Annotated in this window: 20 protein-coding genes and 1 pseudogene; 9 read left to right on the forward strand and 12 right to left on the reverse strand. The window is 64.4% G+C overall.

Annotated elements, in window-relative coordinates:
- Position 1: 1 nt before the first annotated feature.
- A pseudogene (locus P6U28_RS16855) lies at positions 2-136 on the reverse strand (phenylacetaldoxime dehydratase family protein); the annotation flags it as partial.
- Positions 137-202: 66 nt separating this feature from the next.
- Between P6U28_RS16855 and P6U28_RS16860 the strand changes: the two are divergent.
- The 5 genes from P6U28_RS16860 (at position 203) to P6U28_RS16880 (ending at position 3958) form a co-directional block, all read left to right on the forward strand.
- On the forward strand, positions 203-493 hold the full coding sequence (locus tag P6U28_RS16860; RefSeq protein ID WP_244607979.1) for a hypothetical protein: 291 nt from the start codon (positions 203-205) through the stop codon (positions 491-493).
- Positions 494-608: 115 nt separating this feature from the next.
- Positions 609-1634, forward strand: coding sequence for an aldo/keto reductase (locus tag P6U28_RS16865; RefSeq protein WP_122402851.1), 1026 nt, complete (start codon positions 609-611; stop codon positions 1632-1634).
- A gap of 82 nt (positions 1635-1716) precedes the next feature.
- Entirely contained in the window at positions 1717-1863 is a 147-nt protein-coding gene (locus P6U28_RS16870; protein WP_162500034.1) for a hypothetical protein, read from the forward strand.
- Positions 1864-1955: 92 nt separating this feature from the next.
- The gene (locus tag P6U28_RS16875) at positions 1956-3377 is read left to right on the forward strand and encodes an MFS transporter (protein ID WP_122402850.1); all 1422 of its coding nucleotides are present in this window, start codon (positions 1956-1958) and stop codon (positions 3375-3377) included.
- Between the two features lie 125 nt (positions 3378-3502).
- On the forward strand, positions 3503-3958 hold the full coding sequence (locus P6U28_RS16880; RefSeq protein ID WP_162500240.1) for a PEGA domain-containing protein: 456 nt from the start codon (positions 3503-3505) through the stop codon (positions 3956-3958).
- Positions 3959-4025: 67 nt separating this feature from the next.
- Here P6U28_RS16880 and clpA read toward each other — a convergent pair whose 3' ends face one another.
- Together clpA and clpS are read right to left on the reverse strand one after the other, a co-directional pair.
- Positions 4026-6434, reverse strand: coding sequence for an ATP-dependent Clp protease ATP-binding subunit ClpA (clpA, locus tag P6U28_RS16885; RefSeq protein WP_122402848.1), 2409 nt, complete (start codon positions 6432-6434; stop codon positions 4026-4028).
- A 269-nt stretch (positions 6435-6703) separates the two neighbouring features.
- Entirely contained in the window at positions 6704-7036 is a 333-nt protein-coding gene (gene clpS / locus P6U28_RS16890; RefSeq protein WP_162500239.1) for an ATP-dependent Clp protease adapter ClpS, read from the reverse strand.
- A 476-nt stretch (positions 7037-7512) separates the two neighbouring features.
- On the opposite strand from clpS, the gene P6U28_RS16895 reads away from it, so the two are divergent.
- The gene (locus P6U28_RS16895; protein ID WP_122402846.1) at positions 7513-8901 is read left to right on the forward strand and encodes a TadE/TadG family type IV pilus assembly protein; all 1389 of its coding nucleotides are present in this window, start codon (positions 7513-7515) and stop codon (positions 8899-8901) included.
- Between the two features lie 76 nt (positions 8902-8977).
- On the opposite strand, the gene P6U28_RS16900 is transcribed toward P6U28_RS16895, so the two are convergent.
- A complete protein-coding gene (locus P6U28_RS16900; RefSeq protein WP_122402845.1) occupies positions 8978-9316 on the reverse strand; it encodes a phasin family protein in 339 nt (112 codons plus the stop codon).
- Between the two features lie 387 nt (positions 9317-9703).
- Here P6U28_RS16900 and P6U28_RS16905 point away from each other — a divergent pair, with 387 nt between their 5' ends.
- A complete protein-coding gene (locus P6U28_RS16905) occupies positions 9704-11527 on the forward strand; it encodes a D-alanyl-D-alanine carboxypeptidase (RefSeq protein WP_129143236.1) in 1824 nt (607 codons plus the stop codon).
- A gap of 233 nt (positions 11528-11760) precedes the next feature.
- On the opposite strand, the gene P6U28_RS16910 is transcribed toward P6U28_RS16905, so the two are convergent.
- The 4 genes from P6U28_RS16910 to P6U28_RS16925 all read right to left on the reverse strand — a co-directional run bounded on the left by P6U28_RS16910 (position 11761) and on the right by P6U28_RS16925 (position 15560).
- On the reverse strand, positions 11761-12486 hold the full coding sequence (locus P6U28_RS16910) for a DnaJ domain-containing protein (protein ID WP_122402843.1): 726 nt from the start codon (positions 12484-12486) through the stop codon (positions 11761-11763).
- A 61-nt stretch (positions 12487-12547) separates the two neighbouring features.
- Entirely contained in the window at positions 12548-13297 is a 750-nt protein-coding gene (locus P6U28_RS16915) for a VWA domain-containing protein (protein ID WP_122402842.1), read from the reverse strand.
- 136 nt (positions 13298-13433) lie between these two features.
- Entirely contained in the window at positions 13434-14294 is an 861-nt protein-coding gene (locus P6U28_RS16920; protein ID WP_122402841.1) for an alpha/beta fold hydrolase, read from the reverse strand.
- Between the two features lie 342 nt (positions 14295-14636).
- On the reverse strand, positions 14637-15560 hold the full coding sequence (locus P6U28_RS16925; protein WP_122406620.1) for a division plane positioning ATPase MipZ: 924 nt from the start codon (positions 15558-15560) through the stop codon (positions 14637-14639).
- A 283-nt stretch (positions 15561-15843) separates the two neighbouring features.
- Here P6U28_RS16925 and panC point away from each other — a divergent pair, with 283 nt between their 5' ends.
- The gene (gene panC / locus P6U28_RS16930; protein ID WP_122402840.1) at positions 15844-16695 is read left to right on the forward strand and encodes a pantoate--beta-alanine ligase; all 852 of its coding nucleotides are present in this window, start codon (positions 15844-15846) and stop codon (positions 16693-16695) included.
- Here panC and P6U28_RS16935 read toward each other — a convergent pair.
- The 4 genes from P6U28_RS16935 to P6U28_RS16950 all read right to left on the reverse strand — a co-directional run bounded on the left by P6U28_RS16935 (position 16692) and on the right by P6U28_RS16950 (position 19488).
- The gene (locus tag P6U28_RS16935) at positions 16692-17132 is read right to left on the reverse strand and encodes a DUF1489 family protein (RefSeq protein ID WP_122402839.1); all 441 of its coding nucleotides are present in this window, start codon (positions 17130-17132) and stop codon (positions 16692-16694) included. The two genes, panC and P6U28_RS16935, sit on opposite strands and share 4 nt — an antisense overlap.
- Positions 17133-17174: 42 nt before the next feature.
- Entirely contained in the window at positions 17175-18158 is a 984-nt protein-coding gene (locus tag P6U28_RS16940) for a hypothetical protein (RefSeq protein ID WP_122402838.1), read from the reverse strand.
- A gap of 157 nt (positions 18159-18315) precedes the next feature.
- A complete protein-coding gene (locus P6U28_RS16945) occupies positions 18316-18519 on the reverse strand; it encodes a hypothetical protein (protein WP_085969273.1) in 204 nt (67 codons plus the stop codon).
- A 306-nt stretch (positions 18520-18825) separates the two neighbouring features.
- Positions 18826-19488: a glutathione S-transferase family protein gene (locus P6U28_RS16950; RefSeq protein ID WP_122402837.1), complete on the reverse strand. Its 663-nt coding sequence runs from the start codon at positions 19486-19488 to the stop codon at positions 18826-18828.
- 124 nt (positions 19489-19612) lie between these two features.
- On the opposite strand from P6U28_RS16950, the gene P6U28_RS16955 reads away from it, so the two are divergent.
- On the forward strand, positions 19613-20326 hold the full coding sequence (locus P6U28_RS16955) for a DUF599 domain-containing protein (protein WP_122402836.1): 714 nt from the start codon (positions 19613-19615) through the stop codon (positions 20324-20326).
- The last annotated feature ends 10 nt before the right edge of the window (positions 20327-20336 follow it).

Consider the following 20336-nt stretch of genomic DNA (forward strand, 5'->3'; position numbering starts at 1 on the left):
ATCAGGCGCCGGCGGTGTTCACGGCCGCCAGCATCCCCGTCTTTGGGTGACAGTTCAGATATTCGAAGAATTGTTCGTCGGCGGCGGCTGCCACTGTCACCTCGTGATAGAGCCGCAGCTTGGCTGACGCCCCGAGCAGCTGCGGCATTGAGATCTCGTTCCAGTCAGCTATCACCACGAGCCTTCGCTTCGAGCGAAGGCAATGCTCGCCAATTCCAGATTGTCTTGCCTGGCGGCCTGGATCAGGCTGGCGCACATGAGGACTCACCACACCATAGGCGGATCGGAGCTGTTGCTGGGTGTGATCGCACTCCGGCTCGCGGTGCTGGTCCTGGTGGGCTGGAGCCTGACGCTCCTGCCGCGGCAAACGCGTGACAGCGAACCAGCGTGCTTCCCTGGGCCCGCAACAAGGCTCGAAGCTCAATCCTTGGTGAAGACACCCGGCTCGCACGTTGCCAATGCAGCATTCGACGACATGCGCCTGCACGATTAGGCCGCTCTCAGGCAAGGCCGCTATGTGCGCACGTGATAGGACGCGGCGCCTGCTTGCGGTATCCTTTGGCACCGAGCCGCAGTGATCAATCAGCGGCCAGCCAAGGAGCCAATCGATGGAATACCGACGCTTGGGCCGGTCGGGCCTCATGGTGCCCGCGTTGAGTCTCGGCACCGGCACCTTCGGTGGCGTCGGCCGCCTCGCTGCTTGGGGCACGACGGACGCGACCGAAGCGCGGCGCCTTCTGGACATCTGTCTCGAGGCCGGCGTATCGATGTTCGACACAGCGAATGTCTATTCGCTCGGCGAGTCCGAGCGGGTGCTCGGCGAAGCCATCAAGGGTCGCCGCGACAAGGTCCTGATCTCGACCAAGGCGTCGTTCCGCTTCGGTGACGGCCCTAACGACATCGGCTCGTCGCGCCAGCACCTGCTCGCCGCCATCGACGGTTCGCTGAGCCGGCTCGGCACCGACCATATCGACCTGTTCCAGCTCCATGGCTTCGACGCCTTCACCCCGCCCGAAGAGGTGCTCGCCACCCTCGACGTGCTCGTGCGCGCCGGCAAGATCCGCTATGTCGGCGTCTCGAATTTCTCGGGCTGGCACCTGATGAAGTCGCTCGGCGTTGCCGACAAGCACGGCTTCCCGCGCTACGTCGCCAACCAGACCTACTATTCACTGATCGGACGCGACTACGAATGGGAGCTGATGCCGCTCGGCCTCGACCAGGGCCTCGGCGCGGTGGTCTGGTCGCCGCTTGGATGGGGACGCCTCACCGGCAAGATCCGGCGTGGTCAGCCGAAGCCGCAGGTCAGCCGGCTGCCCAAGACCGCCGAGTTTGGCCCGCCCGTGCCGGACGAGCACGTCTACCGTGTCGTCGATGCAATCGACGAGATCGCCAAGGAGACGGGCAAGAGCGTCTCGCAGATCGCGCTCAACTGGCTACTCCAGCGCCCCACAGTCTCGACGCTGATCATCGGCGCGCGCAACGAAACCCAGCTGCGCGAAAATCTCGGCGCGGTCGGCTGGTCCTTGACCAAGGACCAGGTCGCAAAGCTCGATGCCGCCAGCCAGGTGACGCTGCCCTATCCCTATTGGCACCAGCGCACGACCTTCATCGACCGTAATCCGCCGGCGGTGTAGGACACTTGAGCTGCATCAAGCCCGCTTGCGTCGGCCGTGGCACCCTGCGGCCCTCGCTTGGCTGCCGATGCGCCGATTTGCCATGAAGGCCCTGTTCATGGTGCTTAATCTCAACCGCACCGAATTGACGCGGATCGACCGCGATCGCACCATCCTGGTCTTCTCGACGGCGGTGACACTCGGGCTCATTGCCCTCTATGTCTGGGGCAAGGCGACCGCGCGCTGGTAATTGCGGCTCCGGAACTATCGCGGTCCTGCCCTGTTGGCGCAATACTCGGCCACCTGGCAGAGTTCGATTCGCGAAACCAGACGCCGCTCACAATGTCGACAGTCACCATCGAGCAGGCGGATGGCCTGCCGCTGCCGCAGCGTCGATGGGCCATCCTCACCATTGCGCTCGGCATCACCATGTCCGTGATCGATGGCGCCATCGCCAATGTGGCGCTGCCGACGATCGCGGCCGACCTCGATGCCAGCCCTGCCTTCTCGATCTGGATCGTCAACGGCTATCAGCTCGCGATCACCATCTCGCTGCTGCCGCTGGCCTCGCTCGGCGAGATCGTCGGCTATCGGCGTGTCTATCTGGCGGGACTTGCGCTGTTCACCGTTGCCTCCGCACTTTGCGCCATCGCGCACTCGCTGCCGCTGCTGACCGTCGCGCGCGTCATACAGGGTTTTGGCGCGGCCGGCATCATGAGCGTCAACACCGCGCTGGTGCGCTTCACCTATCCGCATGCGCTGCTTGGGCGTGGCATCGCGCGCAACGCGCTCGTCGTGGCGGTCTCGGCCGCGATCGGGCCGACCTTGGCCTCGGGTATCCTGGCAGTGGGAAGCTGGCCTTGGCTGTTCGCGATCAACGTGCCGATCGGTGCAGTTGCAGTTGCGCTCGGCGCCCGCTGCCTGCCGCACACGCGCCTGGCGGCGCATTCATTCGACTGGCAGAGCGCGGGCCTGAGCGCCGTCACCTTCGGCGTCGGCATTTTCGCCGTCGACAGCGTCGGCCATGGCGAGCCGCTCCTCACCTGCATGATCGAATTCGCCGTCGCCGCGATCGCGGGCGCTGCCCTGATCTGGCGCGAGACGCATATGGCTGTGCCGCTGCTGCCGATCGATCTCCTGCGCATCCCGATCTTCGCCCTGTCGATCGCGACCTCGGTCGCCTCGTTCTGCGCCCAGATGCTCGCCTTCGTCGCGATCCCGTTCTACCTCCAAAGTCGGTTCGGCTATTCAGCCGTGCATATGGGCCTTCTGATCACGCCCTGGCCGATCACGGTGACGTTCGCCGCCCCGCTCGCCGGGCGCCTCGTCGAGCATTATCCGGCCGGCTTGCTCGGCGGCATTGGCCTTTTGCTGTTCGCAGGCGGGCTCGCCTCGCTGGCGATGCTGCCGGCCGAGCCCAGCGCCGTCGATGTCGTCTGGCGCATGGCCCTCGCCGGCTTTGGCTTCGGCCTGTTCCAGACGCCGAACAACCGCACCATGATCGCCGCCGCCCCGCGTCAGCGCTCCGGCGGCGCCAGCGGCATGCTCGGCACCGCCCGCCTGCTCGGCCAAACCACCGGCGCGGCGCTGGTCGCACTGTTGCTCGGCCGCTACCCGCAGGAGGGCACCAGGATCGCGCTGCTCGCCGGCGTCGGTTTTGCCCTGTGCGGCGCGCTGCTCAGCATGCTGCGCTTGTCACCCGCGGGCGCGCGCGGCGCCGAGCATGTCCGGGTTCAGGAAGGACAGCGGATGAAAGGGGAATGAGCGCGCCACGGCCGCCTTCTCGGTATCTCCCACACAACCTGTGCGTGGTTTAACCATTTGGACGCCTGACGTATTGCCCTCTCGCTCCGGTTGCGCTCCACTCGCCGCGGGACAAGGGGCATTTCATGCGTTCATTTGGAATAGTGGCGCTCAGCGTCATGCTTGGCGGCTGCGCGTCCGTTACGCGCGGTACGACGGAAAACATCAGCATCTCATCGACACCTTCGGGCGTGGAAGCCGTGGTCAGCGGAATGGAGGTTCCGACCACCTGCACGACGCCCTGCTCCGTGGTCGTCAAGCGAAACGCCGACATTTCGATCACCTTCCAGAAGGAAGGGTATGAGCCGCAAGTCGTGCCGCTCAGCCGGGACGTCCAGACCAGCGGGGCCGCCGGATTCGCGGGCAATCTTCTGCTGGGCGGCGTCGTTGGCATGGGCGTCGACGCCGCGACCGGGGCTGCGACCGATCACAAGCCCAATCCGGTCATCGTGACGATGCAGCCGTCGGCCCCTGCCCGCGCGCGGCCCGCCGCTCCGAGAAAGCCGAGGCCGCCGGCGGCAGCGCCAGAGGCCGGAACGTAGGGCCAACTGCGACCCAAAATAAAAGGCCGGCTCTTCAGCCGGCCTTTTCGATTTCACCACACGCCGATCAAACCTTGACCAGCGGCCCCTTGGAGGTCGGCCCCTTCGAGCCGCCAGGACCGCCCGGCTTCGACTTGCCCGGCGGGCGCTTGCGGGCGCCCGGGAGCTTCTCCTGCTTCGGCGTAACCGGACCCTCAACGAACTCGAATCCGATCTTCTCCTTGCTCTCGTCGGCCTCGTCCTTGACCAGAACGACGCGAACGTGGCCGCCGCCCTTCAGCTTGCCGAACAGCACCTCGTCGGCCAGCGGCTTCTTGATGTGCTCCTGGATCACGCGGGCCATGGGACGTGCGCCCATCTGCTCGTCATAGCCGTGCTGGATCAGCCAGGCCTTGGCCTCTTCGGACAGCTCGATTGTGACGTCGCGGTCGCCGAGCTGCGCCTCGAGCTGAAGCACGAACTTCTCCACGACCGTGCCAATCACCTCGACGCTGAGATGGCCGAACGAGACGATGGCATCGAGACGATTGCGGAATTCCGGCGCGAACTGCCGGTTGATCGCCTCGTGGTCGTCGCCTTCGCGCTTGGAGCGGGTGAACCCGAACGCCTGCTTGGCGAGATCCGCTGCGCCCGCATTGGTGGTCATGATCAGGATCACGTTGCGGAAGTTGACCTGCTTGCCGTTGTGGTCGGTGAGCCGGCCGTGATCCATGATCTGGAGCAGCACGTTGTAGAGGTCCGGATGCGCCTTCTCGATTTCATCGAGCAGCACCACGCAATGCGGATGCTGGTCGACGCCATCGGTGAGCAGGCCGCCCTGGTCGAAGCCGACATAGCCGGGAGGCGCGCCGATCAGGCGCGACACGGTATGCCGCTCCATATATTCGGACATGTCGAAGCGCAGCAGCTCGACGCCCAGCGCGGCCGCGAGTTGCTTGGCAACCTCGGTCTTGCCGACGCCGGTGGGTCCGGAGAACAGGTAGCAGCCGATCGGCTTCTCCGGCTCGCGCAGGCCCGCGCGTGCCAGCTTGATCGAGGCGGCGAGCGACTCGATCGCCTTGTCCTGGCCGAACACGGTGCGCTTCAGGGTCTGCTCGAGATGCTTGAGCACCTCGGCATCATCCTTCGACACGCTCTTCGGCGGAATCCGCGCCATCGAGGCGATCGTGGTCTCGATCTCCTTGATGCCGATGGTCTTCTTGCGCTTGTTCTCGGCAACCAGCATCTGCGCCGCACCGGACTCGTCGATCACGTCGATCGCCTTGTCGGGCAGCTTGCGGTCGTGGATGTACCGCGAGGAGAGCTGCACGGCGGCCTCGATCGCCTCATTGGTGTACTTCAGCCGGTGGTAGTCCTCGAAATACGGCTTGAGGCCCTTGAGGATCGCGATGGCATCCTCGACCGTCGGCTCGTTGATGTCGATCTTCTGGAAGCGCCGCACCAGAGCGCGGTCCTTCTCGAAGTGCTGACGATATTCCTTATAGGTCGTCGAGCCCATGCAGCGGATCGTGCCCGAGGCAAGCGCCGGCTTGAGCAGGTTGGAAGCGTCCATCGCCCCGCCCGACGTCGCGCCCGCACCGATCACGGTGTGGATCTCGTCGATGAACAGGATCGCATTGGGATGCGCCTCGAGCTCCTTGAGCACCTGCTTCAAGCGTTCCTCGAAGTCGCCGCGATAGCGCGTGCCGGCGAGCAGCGTGCCCATATCCAGCGAGAACACGGTCGCGGCCGCCAACACTTCCGGCACCTCGCTGTCGACGATGCGCTTGGCAAGGCCTTCCGCGATCGCGGTCTTGCCGACGCCGGCCTCGCCGACGAACAGCGGATTGTTCTTCTGCCGGCGGCACAGCACCTGGATCGCGCGGTTGATCTCGGAGTTGCGTCCGATCACCGGGTCGATCTTGCCGTCGCGCGCCTTCTTGTTGAGGTTGACGCAATAGGTCTCGAGCGCCTCGCCCTTCTTCTTGGCATCCTCGTTGCCCTTGGTCTCGGTCTCCTCGTCGACGCCGCGCACAGGACGCGCCTCGGAGACGCCGGGCCGCTTGGCGATGCCATGGCTGATGTAATTGACCGCGTCATACCGCGTCATGTCCTGCTCTTGCAGGAAGTAAGCGGCATGGCTCTCGCGTTCGGCGAAGATCGCGATCAGCACGTTGGCGCCGGTCACCTCTTCGCGACCCGACGACTGCACATGGATCACCGCGCGCTGGATCACGCGTTGGAAGCCGGCGGTCGGCTTGGCGTCGTCGGCGCCATCCGTCACCAGGTTCTCGAATTCGGTCTCAAGATAGTTGACGAGGCTCGTACGGAGCTTGTCGAGATCGACGCTACAGGCGCGCATGACGGCGGCTGCATCGGAGTCGTCGATCAAGGAGAGCAAAAGATGCTCGAGCGTCGCGTATTGGTGATGACGCTCGTTTGCGATCGCCAGCGCACGATGCAGGGATTGTTCAAGGCTTTGGGAAAAAGTCGGCATTCGCGTCCTCTATGGCCCCCACCATCATGATCGCCATCGCCCGGTCAGGCAACAACAACCTTCGTCACATATAGTTATACAAGATCGCGGCAAAAGACCGGTTCCGCGACTCGGCGGCTGCGCACCCCGGAATATTCTCGATGCAAAACCCGTTCCGATTTGGGCGGGATTGGCGAGGGCGTGGATTTCCGTAGTTTGCCGGTTACAAGCGGCGTCGCGCGCGCCACACGGCGGTCACACTGCTACTTACACTTCGAACGCGCCGTGACCTATTTCTTCTCCATCACGCATTGCAGCGGATGCTGGTGCTTGCGGGCGAAGTCCATCACCTGCGTCACCTTGGTCTCGGCAATCTCGTAGGTGAACACGCCGCACTCCCCGATCCCATGATGGTGGACGTGCAGCATGATCTTGGTCGCAGCCTCGACGTCCTTGTTGAAGAACTTCTCCAGCACGTGGACGACGAATTCCATTGGCGTGTAGTCGTCGTTCAGGATCAGCACGCGGTACAGATTCGGCCGCTTGGTCTTGGGCTTGACCTTGGTGATGACCGACGTGTTCGGCCCGGACGGGCCGCCCGCACGGTTGTCATCATTGCTCATCCGGAGAGCGTGGGCGGCGGCGGACAGGTCGAGTCTGGAAGTCAGTTGCGGCATGGCACAGGCGTTCAAATTCCCCACGGAAGCGAAAGACGGTCCGCCGCACCGCTCCGCACCCGGAGCCTCGCACAGGCGCGCCGCCCTATTGGATCGCCGCTTCCAACCGGTCCGGTCGAAGCCGGATCGCTCGCAAGCAATATGGGCCCCCTCCCGCCTCGCCGCAAGCGTGCCACCTGGTCGATGCGGCTCGCGGCGGTCCCGATTCCCGGTCCGGGCGATCCCCACCAAGGTTAATCAATCCGGACCGATTTGACAAAAATTTCCGGCCGGCCTGTTTAGAACGCGTTGACCAGGAACCCAGCCGCGGTGCAGGGCGCGACCTTTTGGTCCGTGGTCCCTCCGGCTTTGCAGCGTGCAATTTACCGGCGATTCAACGATGTGGCGCAAAATCCGGCAAAGTCACAGATTTCGGGGTCGCCATGTGTCGCTCGTCCGTCGTCATCCGCATTGGTCGACAGCTCGCCCGTTTTGCCGGAGCCGAGCAAGGCAATATCGCCGTGATCTTCGCCATCGCGCTCGTCCCGGTGTTGACCTTCATAGGCGCCGCCATCGATTACAGCCGGGCCGCCAACGCCCGTACCGCGATGCAGGCGGCGCTGGACTCCACTGCTCTGATGCTCTCCAAGGACCTGTCGGCGGGCACAATCACGACATCCCAAATCAGCTCAAAGGCACAGAGCTACTTCACCGGCCTGTACACCAATACAAGCGCTCAATCCCTCTCGATCTCCGCGACCTACACCGCCGCCAGCAGCAGTAGCAATGCGACGGTCCAGGTCACCGGATCCGGATCCATCCCGACCGAATTCATGAAGATCGCCGGATTTCCGAACCTCGGTTTCGGCGCGACCGCGACCAGCACTTGGGGAGCCAACCTGCTCCGCGTCGCACTGGTGCTCGACAACACCGGATCGATGGCCAACTACAACAAGCTCGCCTCGTTGCAGAACGCCGCCAAGAGCCTCGTGACCCAATTGTCTAATCTCGCCGTCAACCCCGGCGACGTCTACATTTCCGTCATTCCGTTCGAGATCGATGTCAATGTCGGCACGTCCAACGTCAATGCGAGCTGGCTGCGCTGGGACCAGTGGGACCCCACGAATTATCCGAACTCGTCGTATCCCTGGCAGACCTATTGCAGCGGCGGCTACTGGATGACTTATGCCCAATGCGTGGGGCACGGCTACACTTGGAATCACACGCCTACGATCGACAAGACACTGTGGAACGGATGCGTGACCGACCGCGACAAGAGCTCCAACTACGATGTCACCTCGACCGCGCCCTCCTCTCTCGCCACCTCCTTCTACGCGGATCAGGATCAATCGTGCCCGACAGCCCAGATCCTCCCCCTGACCTACAACTGGACTGCGGTCAACAACACGATCAACTCGATGACCGCGCGCGGTGCAACCAACCAAACCATCGGCCTGCAGTGGGGCTGGTTCTCGCTGCTCCAGCAGTCTCCCCTCAATGCACCGGCGGAATCGATCACCGGCAACACCTACCAGCACATCATTGTGCTGTTCACTGACGGCCTGAACACCGGCAACCGCTGGTACGGTGACTTCTCTAGTACGAGCACACAGGTCGATGCCCGCATGAGCACCTTGTGCACGAACATCAAGAATTCAGGCGTCACCATCTACACCGTGCAGATCGATACGGATGGCGCTGGCCAATCGGCGGTCCTGCCGGCCTGCGCGAGCGACTCAAGCAAGTTTTTCATGCTGACGAGCTCCAGCCAGATCGCATCCGCTTTCAGTCAGATCGGAACCTCCATCTCCAAGCTCCACGTCTCGCGCTGACGCGGAAGTGGAGCCACTCACAAAAAAAGCCCGGCTGTTCAGCCGGGCTTTTCGCTTCCAGGATTTCCCGGAGAGTTTAGTGAGCGGCCGGGGTGAACTTCGACACAATCGTCTCGACCGGCTTGAACGCCTGCTTGGCGAGGTCGTTGTAGAGGCCGGCGATCTTCTGCGATTCCGCAACGAAGGTCTCGTAGGCGGAACGGGCAAAATCGGTCTGTGCTTCCATGGCCTTGTCCAGCGACTTCACGCCGGAAAGCTTCTCGACAAAGGACTTGGTGTCTTCGAACGACTTCTTCGTATAGTCGCCATAGGCGCTCGCGATCGCCTGGAGGCCGTGCTGCACCGAGGTCGCGGAGGCAACGCACTGCTCGAACTGCTCTTTCCCGTAGTTCTGAAAGTCTTCAACCTTGAACATCTCGGAATCCTTTTCCCTGGCTCACGTCGGGAAGCCCCGGCTCCCTGACTTCGCCCAAAATTAGTGCAACGCACAAAAAAGTCAACAATCTTGTGCATCGCACAAAATTCGATGCAAATCGCAGAAATTCCCGGGGTTTCCCGCAAGGGTTCCTTAAGCTTTTGGAAACCGCGGCCCCCTACCCTGATTCCCTGGACGTGTTCACTTCCGCAAGCGGCCAAAAGCCGTTTGAGAACATCACCTTGGCCAGAACAGCGGCTCGGGTCCAACGTCCCCCGCGGCGAACACCAGCGGAGGGACAGCCTGAGCAGGTAATGATCCCGGGTTTATTGGGCACAATTTCGCCTCACGGGCCGGTGATCAAGTCAGAAACGGGGACGGGGTTCCATGCTTCGTAAAAACTTGTCTTCCTCGCGCTTGGCGCGGGTTGGCGTTTTCGGGCTTCTTACGGTCACCACCGCAGTCATCTTCACCACCGATGCTGCCGAAGCGCGGCGCCATCGCCGACACTACGCGCACCACCGGGTCCAGCGCGATGTGTCCGAGAGCTCCAGCCCGAAATTCGCGTCCATCATCATCGACGGCAATTCCGGCGCGGTGCTGCAGGCGACAAGTCCTGACGGGATTCGCCATCCGGCCTCGCTGACCAAGATCATGACGCTCTATCTGCTGTTCGAGCGCCTGGAATCCGGCAAGATGAAACTCGACACTGAGATGCCGGTGTCCCAGCACGCTGCCGACCAGGATCCGACCAAGCTGAATCTGCGTGCCGGCCAGACCATTCGCGTTGAGGACGCGATCAAGGGCCTCGTCACCCGTTCAGCCAACGATGCAGCCGTGGTGATCGCAGAAGCGATCGCCGGTAACGAGGACGACTTCGCCCAGATGATGACGCGCAAGGCGCGCTCGCTCGGCATGTCGCGGACGGTCTACCGCAACGCCAATGGCCTTCCCAACGACGAGCAGGTCACGACCGCACGCGACCAGGCTACGCTGGGTCGCGCCATCCAGGAGCGCTTCCCGCGCTACTATCGCTATTTCGCGACCTCGACCTTCAATTGGCGGGGACAGTCGATCCGCAACCACAACCACCTGCTCGGCAGCGTCGAGGGCGTGGACGGCATCAAGACCGGCTACACCCGCGCCTCAGGCTTCAACCTCGTTACCTCGATGCGCCGGGGCAACCGCCACCTGATCGGCGTTGTGCTCGGCGGCCGTAGCGGCGGTTCGCGCGACGCCATCATGCGCAACCTGCTCGCCGAGAATCTCGAGAAGGGTGCAACCGTCCACACCGTCGCCGCAGTCACGGAGCGCAACGGCGCCGAGGCCAATACCGACGTCGCCGATGCATCGGATGCTCCCCGCTCCGCGCCGCAGGTCCAGGCCGCTGTAGCGCCTGCTCCCGAGGCTGCCCCGTCACGCCTTGCCGCGCGTCTGTCGACGCTGGCCGCCGCGACTGCCGCCATGCCGCCCGCTCAGCCCAAACCCGAAGTTCGGCCGACGGAGTCCAAGGTCGAACCTGCGCCGCTCACCAATGGTGTGATCTCGAGCCAGCCGCTCTCCATCATCCCCGGCTCGTCCGAGCCGATGAAGCCGGTTCGGGTCAAGACGGTTCAGGTCAAGGCCGGCGCCGTGAAGGTCGCCTCTGCGGCCCCGGCTCAGGTCGCGCCGCCGGTCACCAGCACCATCCCGCCGCGTTCGGACGTCGCGGAAACCTCCGGCGCCATCGTCGCCAGGGCAGACCTCATCAACAAGCCGGAGGCGGTGAGCCAGCCGGAAGCGCCGAAGGCCGAGATTGCCCGCACCGAACTGCCTCGGCAGCCGGCCGGCTTCGGCACCGGCAACGGCATTCTCGGGGTGCTGCCGGCCGCGGCGCCCGCTCCCGCCGCTCCGAAGCTCGCGTCCGCCGAGCCGCCGTCGCAGCCGATCCAGATGAGCGCCACCACCAGGCCAGCCGTCACCCACAGCGGCTGGATCGTCCAGGTCGGCGCGCTCGATAGCGAGAACGAAGCTCAGCAGCGCATCGATGCCGCCCGCAACTCGGCGCGCGGCTTGCTCAGCAAGGCCGACCCGTTCACCGAGCCCGTTGTCGCCAAGGACAATCGCAAGCTCTACCGCGCCCGCTTCGCCGGGCTCGAGCGCGACCAGGCCGAAGCAGTCTGCCGCACCTTGAAGCGTGCCGAGATCTCCTGCATCACCGTTCGCAACTGATCTCCTTCCTCCGTTGCAGACCAAATGCCCGCGCCTTGCGCGGGCATTTTCATTTTGGGCTGCGGTGATGCCGAAGCGGTTTCACGACAAGGCTGTTCCACGACAACCTCTCGTCAAGGATTTACGGTTAAAACTTTGCTTGAGGGGATCGACCACGCCGACACAGGCGGGCGACGGCGACACAGAGCAAACGGAGCTCACGCGGTACGGGCGTTTGTGGCGTGGTGCCGGAGTTAGCCGTTATGCGTGCGAAGCAGAGTATCCTTGGCCTCGTTTACCCGGGCAGCGAGATACGTCGAGCCCCCTTGGTCGGGATGGAGTTTCTTCATCAGGGCCTTGTGGGCCCGGCTGATGTCGTCGCGCCCCGCGCCCGGCTGCAGGCCAAGGATCTGATAGGCTTCCTCCGCCGTCATTTTGCTGCTCGCCGCCGTGCGGCGCTGCCGCCCTGCCGCATCGCCCTGCGCGTTCTGACGCCAAGCGGGAAACCGGCGGTCCAGATAGCTTTCAAGTAAGGCCACGCTCTCGGCGTCGAAGGTCGGGACCATCGCCAGCAGGCCGGCGAGATCGAACTCATCGAGACTGCGCCCGGCGTGAGGCCCCGCGACGATCTGGCCGGAAAGCTGGCCAGAGTCGTGGTCGAGCCGCATGTCCAGGAATGGCGAGCGCACCCGCGAGGCCTGCCCGGACGGGCGCGTCGCGCCGCCGCCGAACAGCCCTCCGACATTGCCGAAGCCGGCATTCGCCAACGGCGTCCAGCCGAGCAACCCGGCGCCAAATATTCCGAGGGGGATCGCAACCGCCAGCTCGCCGCGCAAGCCCGTGAAGGCTGCGACCGCCAGCGCCAGCACGCCGCCGCCGAACTTGATGGTGCGCGCCAGCACCGCCGGATTGGCGGAGCGGAACATCTGGAGCAGCAGGTAAAGCGTGATAACAGCGACAGCGCCGGCAAGCAGGGTCATGGCCGGAATATAGTCGTCCTCTCGTCAAAAAGCATGGCGTTCACTGCCGCCGGCCAGGCCGCTATTTCAGCTGGCTGATCAGCTTCGCCGCGCCGCTCACGCTTCCAGCCAATTTCAGCAACGCCTCACGTCCGCCGGCGGCATAGGCCGCAGCTGCCCGCAACAGCTCGCGCAGCTGCGCCGCCGCACCGGGATCGAACCGGCACCAGGCACCGCCAGTCAGGCGCGCGATCTCGCGGAAGGCCCGCTCGGCGACGGCGTCATGACCTTCCTGAAACACGAACACCGGCACCTTGAGCATGCCGAGTTCGCCGGCTTTGGCGCAGAGCTGGTCGATTTCTTCCTCCATGGCATCGCCGACGAAGACCACGGCCCGCACGCCGGATGCGACCGCCTCGCGCCGGGCCTCGCTCAGTACCTTGCCAATCTGGGTGTCGCCGCCGCGGCAATCGATCTTGCTCATCAGCGCCGCCAGCTTGGCGCTGTCGGAGATCCAACCCGTGGCCCGGCACTCGTTGAAGCCGCGATAATAGACCAGCCGGATGTCGAGACTGCCGAGCGCCGCGGCCTCGCGAAACATGTCGGCCTGGAGCGCGCAGGCCATGTCCCAGGTCGGCTGCCGGCTCATCGTCGCATCCAGCGCAAAGATCAGCCGTCCCTTCGCGCCCGGTGCATGCGGTGACAGGGCCCGCGCCTTGGCGACGAAGGCGGCGATGTCTTCCGCGGTTGAGGTCCCCGCTTGCGGTAGCGCGCCGTCTGCTTGCGCCGAGACGGCATCGCGACCGCGCGGTTTGATGGGTTCGCCCGACATCGCTTGCACCTTGCGTGAACGGCTAATGTGGTCAGCGCATGCGGCCCGGTCAATGCGCAAAGCCTCCGCGGGCGGGCGCCGGCGGAGGCTTACAGTCGAGCGGCGATGTCAGCTCTTGTACGTCAGCCCTTGTACGTCAGCTCTTGGCAGGCGCCATCAGGGCGACCGGACCAGGCTCGAGGACCTTGGGCGGGGCCGATTGCGTGTCGACCGGCGCCACCTCGCTGTCCGTCGCGTTCAGGAACTTGTCGAGCATGCTCTGGATCGAGCTCTTGGCCGCATCCGGACCGGTGTCGCGCATGTCGTTGTGCTGGAATTCGGTCTTCACGACCTGGATGCCCGCCTTCTCGCATTCCTCGTCGGTCGGGAGCACGCCTGCGTCCGTCTTGAACTGTGGATCCTGCGAGCGGAACGAGAGGATCTTGAACTTGCCGGCGGTGACGAAGGGCACGCGCAGATTGTCGAGCGTGACGACCTTCTTGACTTCGTCCGGATACTGCTTGGCGAAGTACATCGTGATGTCGCCGCCCATGGAGTGGCCGACCATGGTCACCTTGTCATAGTCGGCGTTGGGCTGAACCTTCTTCATCTCCTGCATGGCGAGATGGATGTTGGCGACGCCGCGCAGGATCTGCGGCAGCCGGCCGACGTAGAGTTCGCCGGGCTTGGTCACCATCGGAGGATCGGTCGGCAAATCATGCTGCGGGCTCACGACCATGTAGCCGCGCGCGGCGAAGATGTTGGCGAGGAAGCCGTACTCGGTGTTCTTGACGGTGTTGCCGTGGTTGATCACGGCGACCGGCAGCGTGATCATGCCGGCATTGGCCTGCAGTTCCTTGTCGCGGCGCACCGCGATGTCTACGGGCACCGGGCGGTTGTCGCGCGAGGCATCGTAGAAGGTGATGGTCTCGTGCTTGATCGCCCACTTGCTCGCCGTGAAATAGGCGATGCCGCAGAGGGCACTGACCGAAACCAGAACGGCAATTCCACGCTTCATTTTCGTCCTCAGCCTCAGGCTTTGCGGCCTGAATCCCTGTTGAAAATCGTGTTCTTCCGGGGCTCTTCGGCCCCTGGTCGCCTATTCCCTAATATATGTCACAGGAGCGTGACAGGAAGGCTAAATATTGTGAGCCCGCAGCCCTTTCATTGTGCGTCGCACACGGTTTGTGAGCACCCCATCCTCATACCGCTACGTCAGGGTGCAGGTCACCGTTCGACGCAACCGGTCTCGATTCGGTTCGATTTCGCAGTAGATGCAGGATAGAACGCGCCGGACGCGGGCCGGGTTCCCGCGACAGGTATTACCCGGAACGGCTGGAACTGGCGCGATACCGAGGCGTCAGGCGCCGAGGATGTCGTGGACCTCAAGCGGCTTGTCGACCTGGCTGAACCACTCGGCCCGGTTGGCGGCGCGGCGGCGGCCGCGCTCGTCGAGCGGCAGCTTGAGCTGGCGGAGCAGGCTCGTCACCTCTTCCCGCGCGGTGAGATGGCCGAGATTGGGCCGCATGCCGAGCGTGGCCTCATCGATCTCATCGAGGGCGGTCAGGCCGCGCGGAAAAAATTCGCGGTACACGACACGCTCGGCGAAGCCATCGACGTAGCGGAACCCGAGCCGCAGCGACAAATCCTTCAACCCCTCGGCGACGAGTTGCTTGTTGCGGGAGCCGAGCATGGAGAGGCGGTTGCGCACGACGATCCAGTCGGTGGTCGCGCCATCGACCTGGCGGCGCTTGCGCCTGACGTCGCGTACCATCTCGGCATAGTGACTCTCGCCCGTCACCGCGTAGCTCGCGGGATCGACGGTGCCGAGCACATCGAAATCGAGGAAGCTGTCGTTGATCGGCGTCACCAGGGTGTCGGCCATCGAATGGGCAAGCCGCATCAGATAGCTGTCGGTACCGGGCGTATCGATGACGATGAAGTCGAAGCTGCTCTCGACTGCCGAGACCGCCTCCATGAACTGCTGGAACTCGGAAGTCTCGTTCTCGGCAATCTGCATGGTCTCGCCGAGCTTGATGCAGCGATGCACCGGCAGTTCGAGGTCGAGCTTGGTGCGACGGGCCCAGGCGGCGCGGTTGTCGATATAGCGGGTGAAGCTTCGCTGGCGGCAGTCGAGGTCGATGGTGGCGACCCGCTGGCCGGCCTTCAGGAGCGCAACAGCAATGTGCAAGGCGGTGGTCGATTTGCCGGAGCCGCCCTTCTCGTTGCCGAGCACGACCACATGCGCCGCGCCGGATTGGCCTTGGCTAGCCTGCACAAGCATAGCGATCCTCAACACCCTGACGAATATCTTCGAGTTGGTCGCCTCTGCGGTCAAGTGAAATGCGTGACAGGTAATGCAAATCGCAGCGCGCCCTGCTTCATCATGAATCGCGCGCCATCTTTCATCTGCGATCCGGCCCACAATGTCGCAAACGTGCTGCGCCACCGTGCGCGGGATGCTGTGCCGCATCCGGATGCATGGCGTCCACGAGCGCCGCTTGTTAAGGTTAGCCTGCTGGCGCTGCGCCCGCGCCTTTCGTCGCTTCCCAATCCGTCGAGTCCTGATGTCAGCAAGCCCATTGATCGCCCGCACGGTCCCCACCCTGCGACGCGCCATCGACAATCTCCGCAAGCGAAAGGCCACGATCGCGCTGGTCCCGACCATGGGGGCCCTTCACGACGGGCATGTGTCGCTGGTTCGTCTTGCCAAGCGGCGCGCCACTCGCGTCGTGGTGTCGATCTTCGTCAACCCCACTCAGTTTGCCCCGACCGAGGATTTTGGTGCCTACCCGCGAACCTGGAAGGCCGATATCGCCAGGCTCGTCGCCGAGGAGGTCGATATCGTCTGGCACCCGGGCGTCGCAGCCATGTATCCGGAGGGCTTTGCCACCCGCATCGTGCCGGAAGGGCCGGCGCTGGCCGGGCTCGAGGACCGCTTCCGACCGCACTTCTTCGGCGGTGTCGCCACCGTCGTCGGCAAGCTGTTCACGCAGTGCCGGCCTGATGTGGCGATCTTCGGCGAAAAGGACTTTCAGCAGTTGCGGGTGGTGATGCAGATGGCGCGCGACCTCGACCTCGGCGTCAAGGTGATCGGCTCCCGCACCGTGCGCGAGCGCGACGGGCTCGCGATGTCCTCGCGCAACGTCTACCTCTCGCCCGAGGAGCGCCAGACCGCCACCGTCCTCTACCGCGCCATGAAAGAGAGCGCCGCGCGCATCCGTGCCGGCGATTCGATCGCGCCTGCGATGGGAGGCGGCGCCGAGATGATCAAGGCGGCAGGCTTGGCGCTCGACTATTACGAGGTCCGCCATGCCGAGACGCTGGCACCGGTCACCTCGCGCAAGGACGGCCCCCTGCGGATCCTGGTCGCGGCCAGGCTCGGCACCACCCGGCTGATCGACAATATCGCTGTTTAGAGCAGCCCGAGGTCACGCAGCTGGCGCCGCATCGGCTCCGGCATCGCCGCAATCGAGCCGGCCGCAGACTTGCCGAGATCGGCCGGCGCGGAATCATCGGTCAGATAGCGCCAGCCCTGGAACGGGCGCATCGGCCGCGGCGAGACCGAGATCACCTTCGGCTGCATCACGATCCGGCAGCGCCCGATGCCGTCCTTGTCGCGGAACGGCTCGATGCCGATGATCTTCTCGCGCGCGGCGATCTCGCCCTTGATCACCCAATAGAGCGAACCTCCGGCGAGGATTTCGGCGTCGCGCTTCGGCACCATGCGGGTGATGTGGATGTGACGTTGCGGCAGACCCTTCTTCTTGGCGGTCCGCATCCGTTCGGCCACCCACTCCTTCAATTCCTTGACGGAGTCGCAGCCGACGGCGAGCTTGATCAGATGGAGTGGCATGCCCAAGCATTAGCCGGGCAGCCACGCATTGGGAATGCCGATCTATTCATTATCCGCAGCCGGAGCAGCGGCCGATGCCGGCGGCGGTGCGAGCGGAACCGGTGCGGCTGCCGGCGCACGCGCAGCTTTTGGCGCCGGCGGCTTCTTCGCGGCCGGCGCTGCGGCCTGTGCCGAGGTCGCGGCCGGCGCACGCGGTGCCGCCGCTGCGTTTGCGGCCGGCGTCGCCTGGCGGGTCGCCGCGGGCGACGGTTCCGGATTCATGATGCTCACCGGTGGCGTCGACGAAGCGCTCGGGAACTCTGCATTGGTCGGCTTGCCCGTCGGCACCGATGGCGGCATCCCGGCGAGTGCAGCGGTGACCGGCATCGCTGTCGCTGCTGCAGGCGTGTTCCAGGTCGGCGCATAGCGCGCGACCAGCGTGTCATAGAGATGGGAGTCCATGTTGGCCGCGACCTGCCGCTGGTCGGCCAGCGAGCGGAACGCGGCGCAATCGACCTGCGTGCAGCCGTCGCGCATCATCAGCACATGCGCGACAAGGCCGTAGCGATCACGCTCCAGCGACTTGCGCAGCACCTTCATGTCGATTGTCAGACTCTTCTCGGCCGCGGCGGCGTCGCCGAGCGCGGTCAGCCGGTCGATCCTGGCGGCAGTGTAGGAGACCGCCGCAGCCGCTGCGTCAGGCGCACCGAACAGCGCCTTCTCGCAACCAGCGGCGACGACATCGCCGGCGAGATCGTCGAGACAGGACAGCGCCGGCAGGCTCGCGGTCACCGCACCTTGCGCGCGCGCTTCGGCTGGAGCGGACTGCGCTTCCGGTCCATAGACGCGCACGGTGGCGGCCCCCGCGATCGCGATCGATAACAGCGTGATGACGGTCAGCGCACCATTGGCGACCGATCTGTCGGCGCGCAGCAGCGTGATCAGGAGGATCAATCCGAAGAATCCGGCAGCCGCCAGCGTCATCCACATCGGGAGGGCCGGCGAACGCCAGATTTGGTCAAGCGAACTGGCCCATGCCCAGTTCATGCGCGACGTCCCCTCACGCGAGCAAAGAGCGAATGGTCAAGCGAGCACCGCGTGTCGGCAACTGCCCCCGCTCACCTTGTGAAGGTGAAGCAGGCCTTTTGACGGCGGCAGAATGCAATTCCCCGGGGTCGCCAATGCGCTGACGGCGTCACAGCCTTCAGGAGAGCGCGAGCTGGCTTTCCTTGGCAACGCGCTCGAAAGCTTCGGTCGAGCTCTTGATCCGGTACTGGCAATCGTCGCCTTCGGTCGGCAGCAGGCGGATGACCTCATAGGCGCCGCTGGCGGCCGGACGCGCAACATTGCTAGCCGTGAACAGGACGCGCGTTCCCACGGGGAATTTGTGCTTCAACACCCTCTCCATTACTCAAACAGCGCCTGCCTCGCCCAGTGTCCCACTGCGATGGCTGGCCGGAAACCCGGGCCGCTATATAGCACGCGGCCGGTCGTTTTGGCCAGCACCATGCCAGCATGGCGAGCACACAAATTTTGCAGTTTTTTCAGAATGATAGAGATGGAACCAGCGGACCGATGATACCGCCGGGGTCGCTGGTTCAGGGGGCGTGTGGCAGGCCGGTCGCAGCTCCGAGTGAGGCGTTGCTCTGGTCGATTTCCGGATCATGAGAGCCGCCGGCCGACACGCGGTCGGCCGCACCCACCAGAGCTGCGATCAGGCGTCCTCGAATTTCGCGATGACAAGCGTCTCAGCCAGCCCGTCGCGCGTCCATTCCTGGAATGCCGGCAGCGCCATCATCGTTTCCATGTAGGCCCTGGTGTCCGGCGCCACCTCGATCGCATAGGTGCGGAAGCGGTGCACGACCGGCGCATACATGGCGTCCGCCGCGCCGAAGCGGCCGAACAGGAACGGCCCCTTCGCGCCATAGCGGGCGCGGCATTCGCGCCAGATCTCCTCGATCCGAGCGATGTTCGCCTTGGCGTCCGCCGACAGCGTCACGGGGCGGATCGGCCGATGCAGGTTCATGCCGCACTCGTTGCGCAGAGCGGCGAAGCCGGAATGCATCTCGGCGCACACCGAACGGGCATGCGCGCGCGCAGCGACATCGTCCGGCCACAGCTTCACTTCCGGGTAGCGCTCGGCGATGTATTCGATGATGGCAAGCGAATCCCACACCGTGATGTCGCCATCGACCAGCACCGGCACCTTGCCGGCGCGGCTGAAGGACAGGATCTGCTCCTTGTCCGCGGGATTGTCGGTGTAGAGCGGGATCAGCGTCTCCACGAACGGGATGTCGTTGGCGCGGAGCGCGAGCCAGGGCCGCATCGACCATGACGAGTAGTTCTTGTTGCCGATCGCGAGTTTCAGCGCAGCCATGTCACCAGTCCTTCCCGAGACGTCCTAGAGCGAGCTGCTTTTAACGCCATCGCCTGCCGCCAATCAATCGTTGCTGCGCCCCGTCATGCGTGGCAATCGTTGCGGTCCTTGCGAGGAGAAAGACATGAGCAGGCATTGGGTCGACATCGCTGCCGTCGGCTTCTTCATCATCGAATGGCTGATTTATGCCCTGACGCTGGAGCACTCGGCCTATGGCCGCGACAGCCTGTCGGCGCGCATGAACGGCTATCGCGAGGTCTGGGTACGCCGGCTGCTCGACCGCGACACGCGCATGGTCGACATGCAGATCATGGCCTCGCTCCAGAACGGCACCGCCTTCTTCGCCTCCACCAGCCTGTTCGCGCTCGGCGGCGCGCTGGCGCTGCTGCACGCCACCAACGACGCGATCACGATCCTGAGCAAGCTGCCGATCGACCTCAGCACCTCGCCCGCGCTGTGGGAGCTCAAATGCGTCGGCCTCGTGCTGATCTGCGTCTACGCCTTCTTCAAATTCGCCTGGGCCTATCGCCTGTTCAACTATGTCGCGATCCTGTTCGGCGGCATGCCGCCGGCCAACCGGCGCGACACGCCGGAGGCCGAAGCCCACGTCATCCGCACCTCGCGCCTGTTCGAATCCGCCGGCCGCCATTTCAATCGCGGCCAGCGCGCCTTCTTCTTCGCGCTCGGCTATCTCGGCTGGTTCGTCAGCCCATGGGTGCTGTTCGTCACCACCGCAGCCGTGGTGGTCGTGACCTGGCGCAGGCAGTTCGCGTCGAGCGCGTGGGCCGCGATGGCGCCGGAGGTCAACCTTGATGAGGGGATGAAGCGCAGTCATTGATCTCTCGTGT

It is taken from the genome of Bradyrhizobium sp. STM 3561, from assembly GCF_045571455.1.
Taxonomy (GTDB): Bacteria; Pseudomonadota; Alphaproteobacteria; order Rhizobiales; family Xanthobacteraceae; genus Bradyrhizobium; species Bradyrhizobium vignae.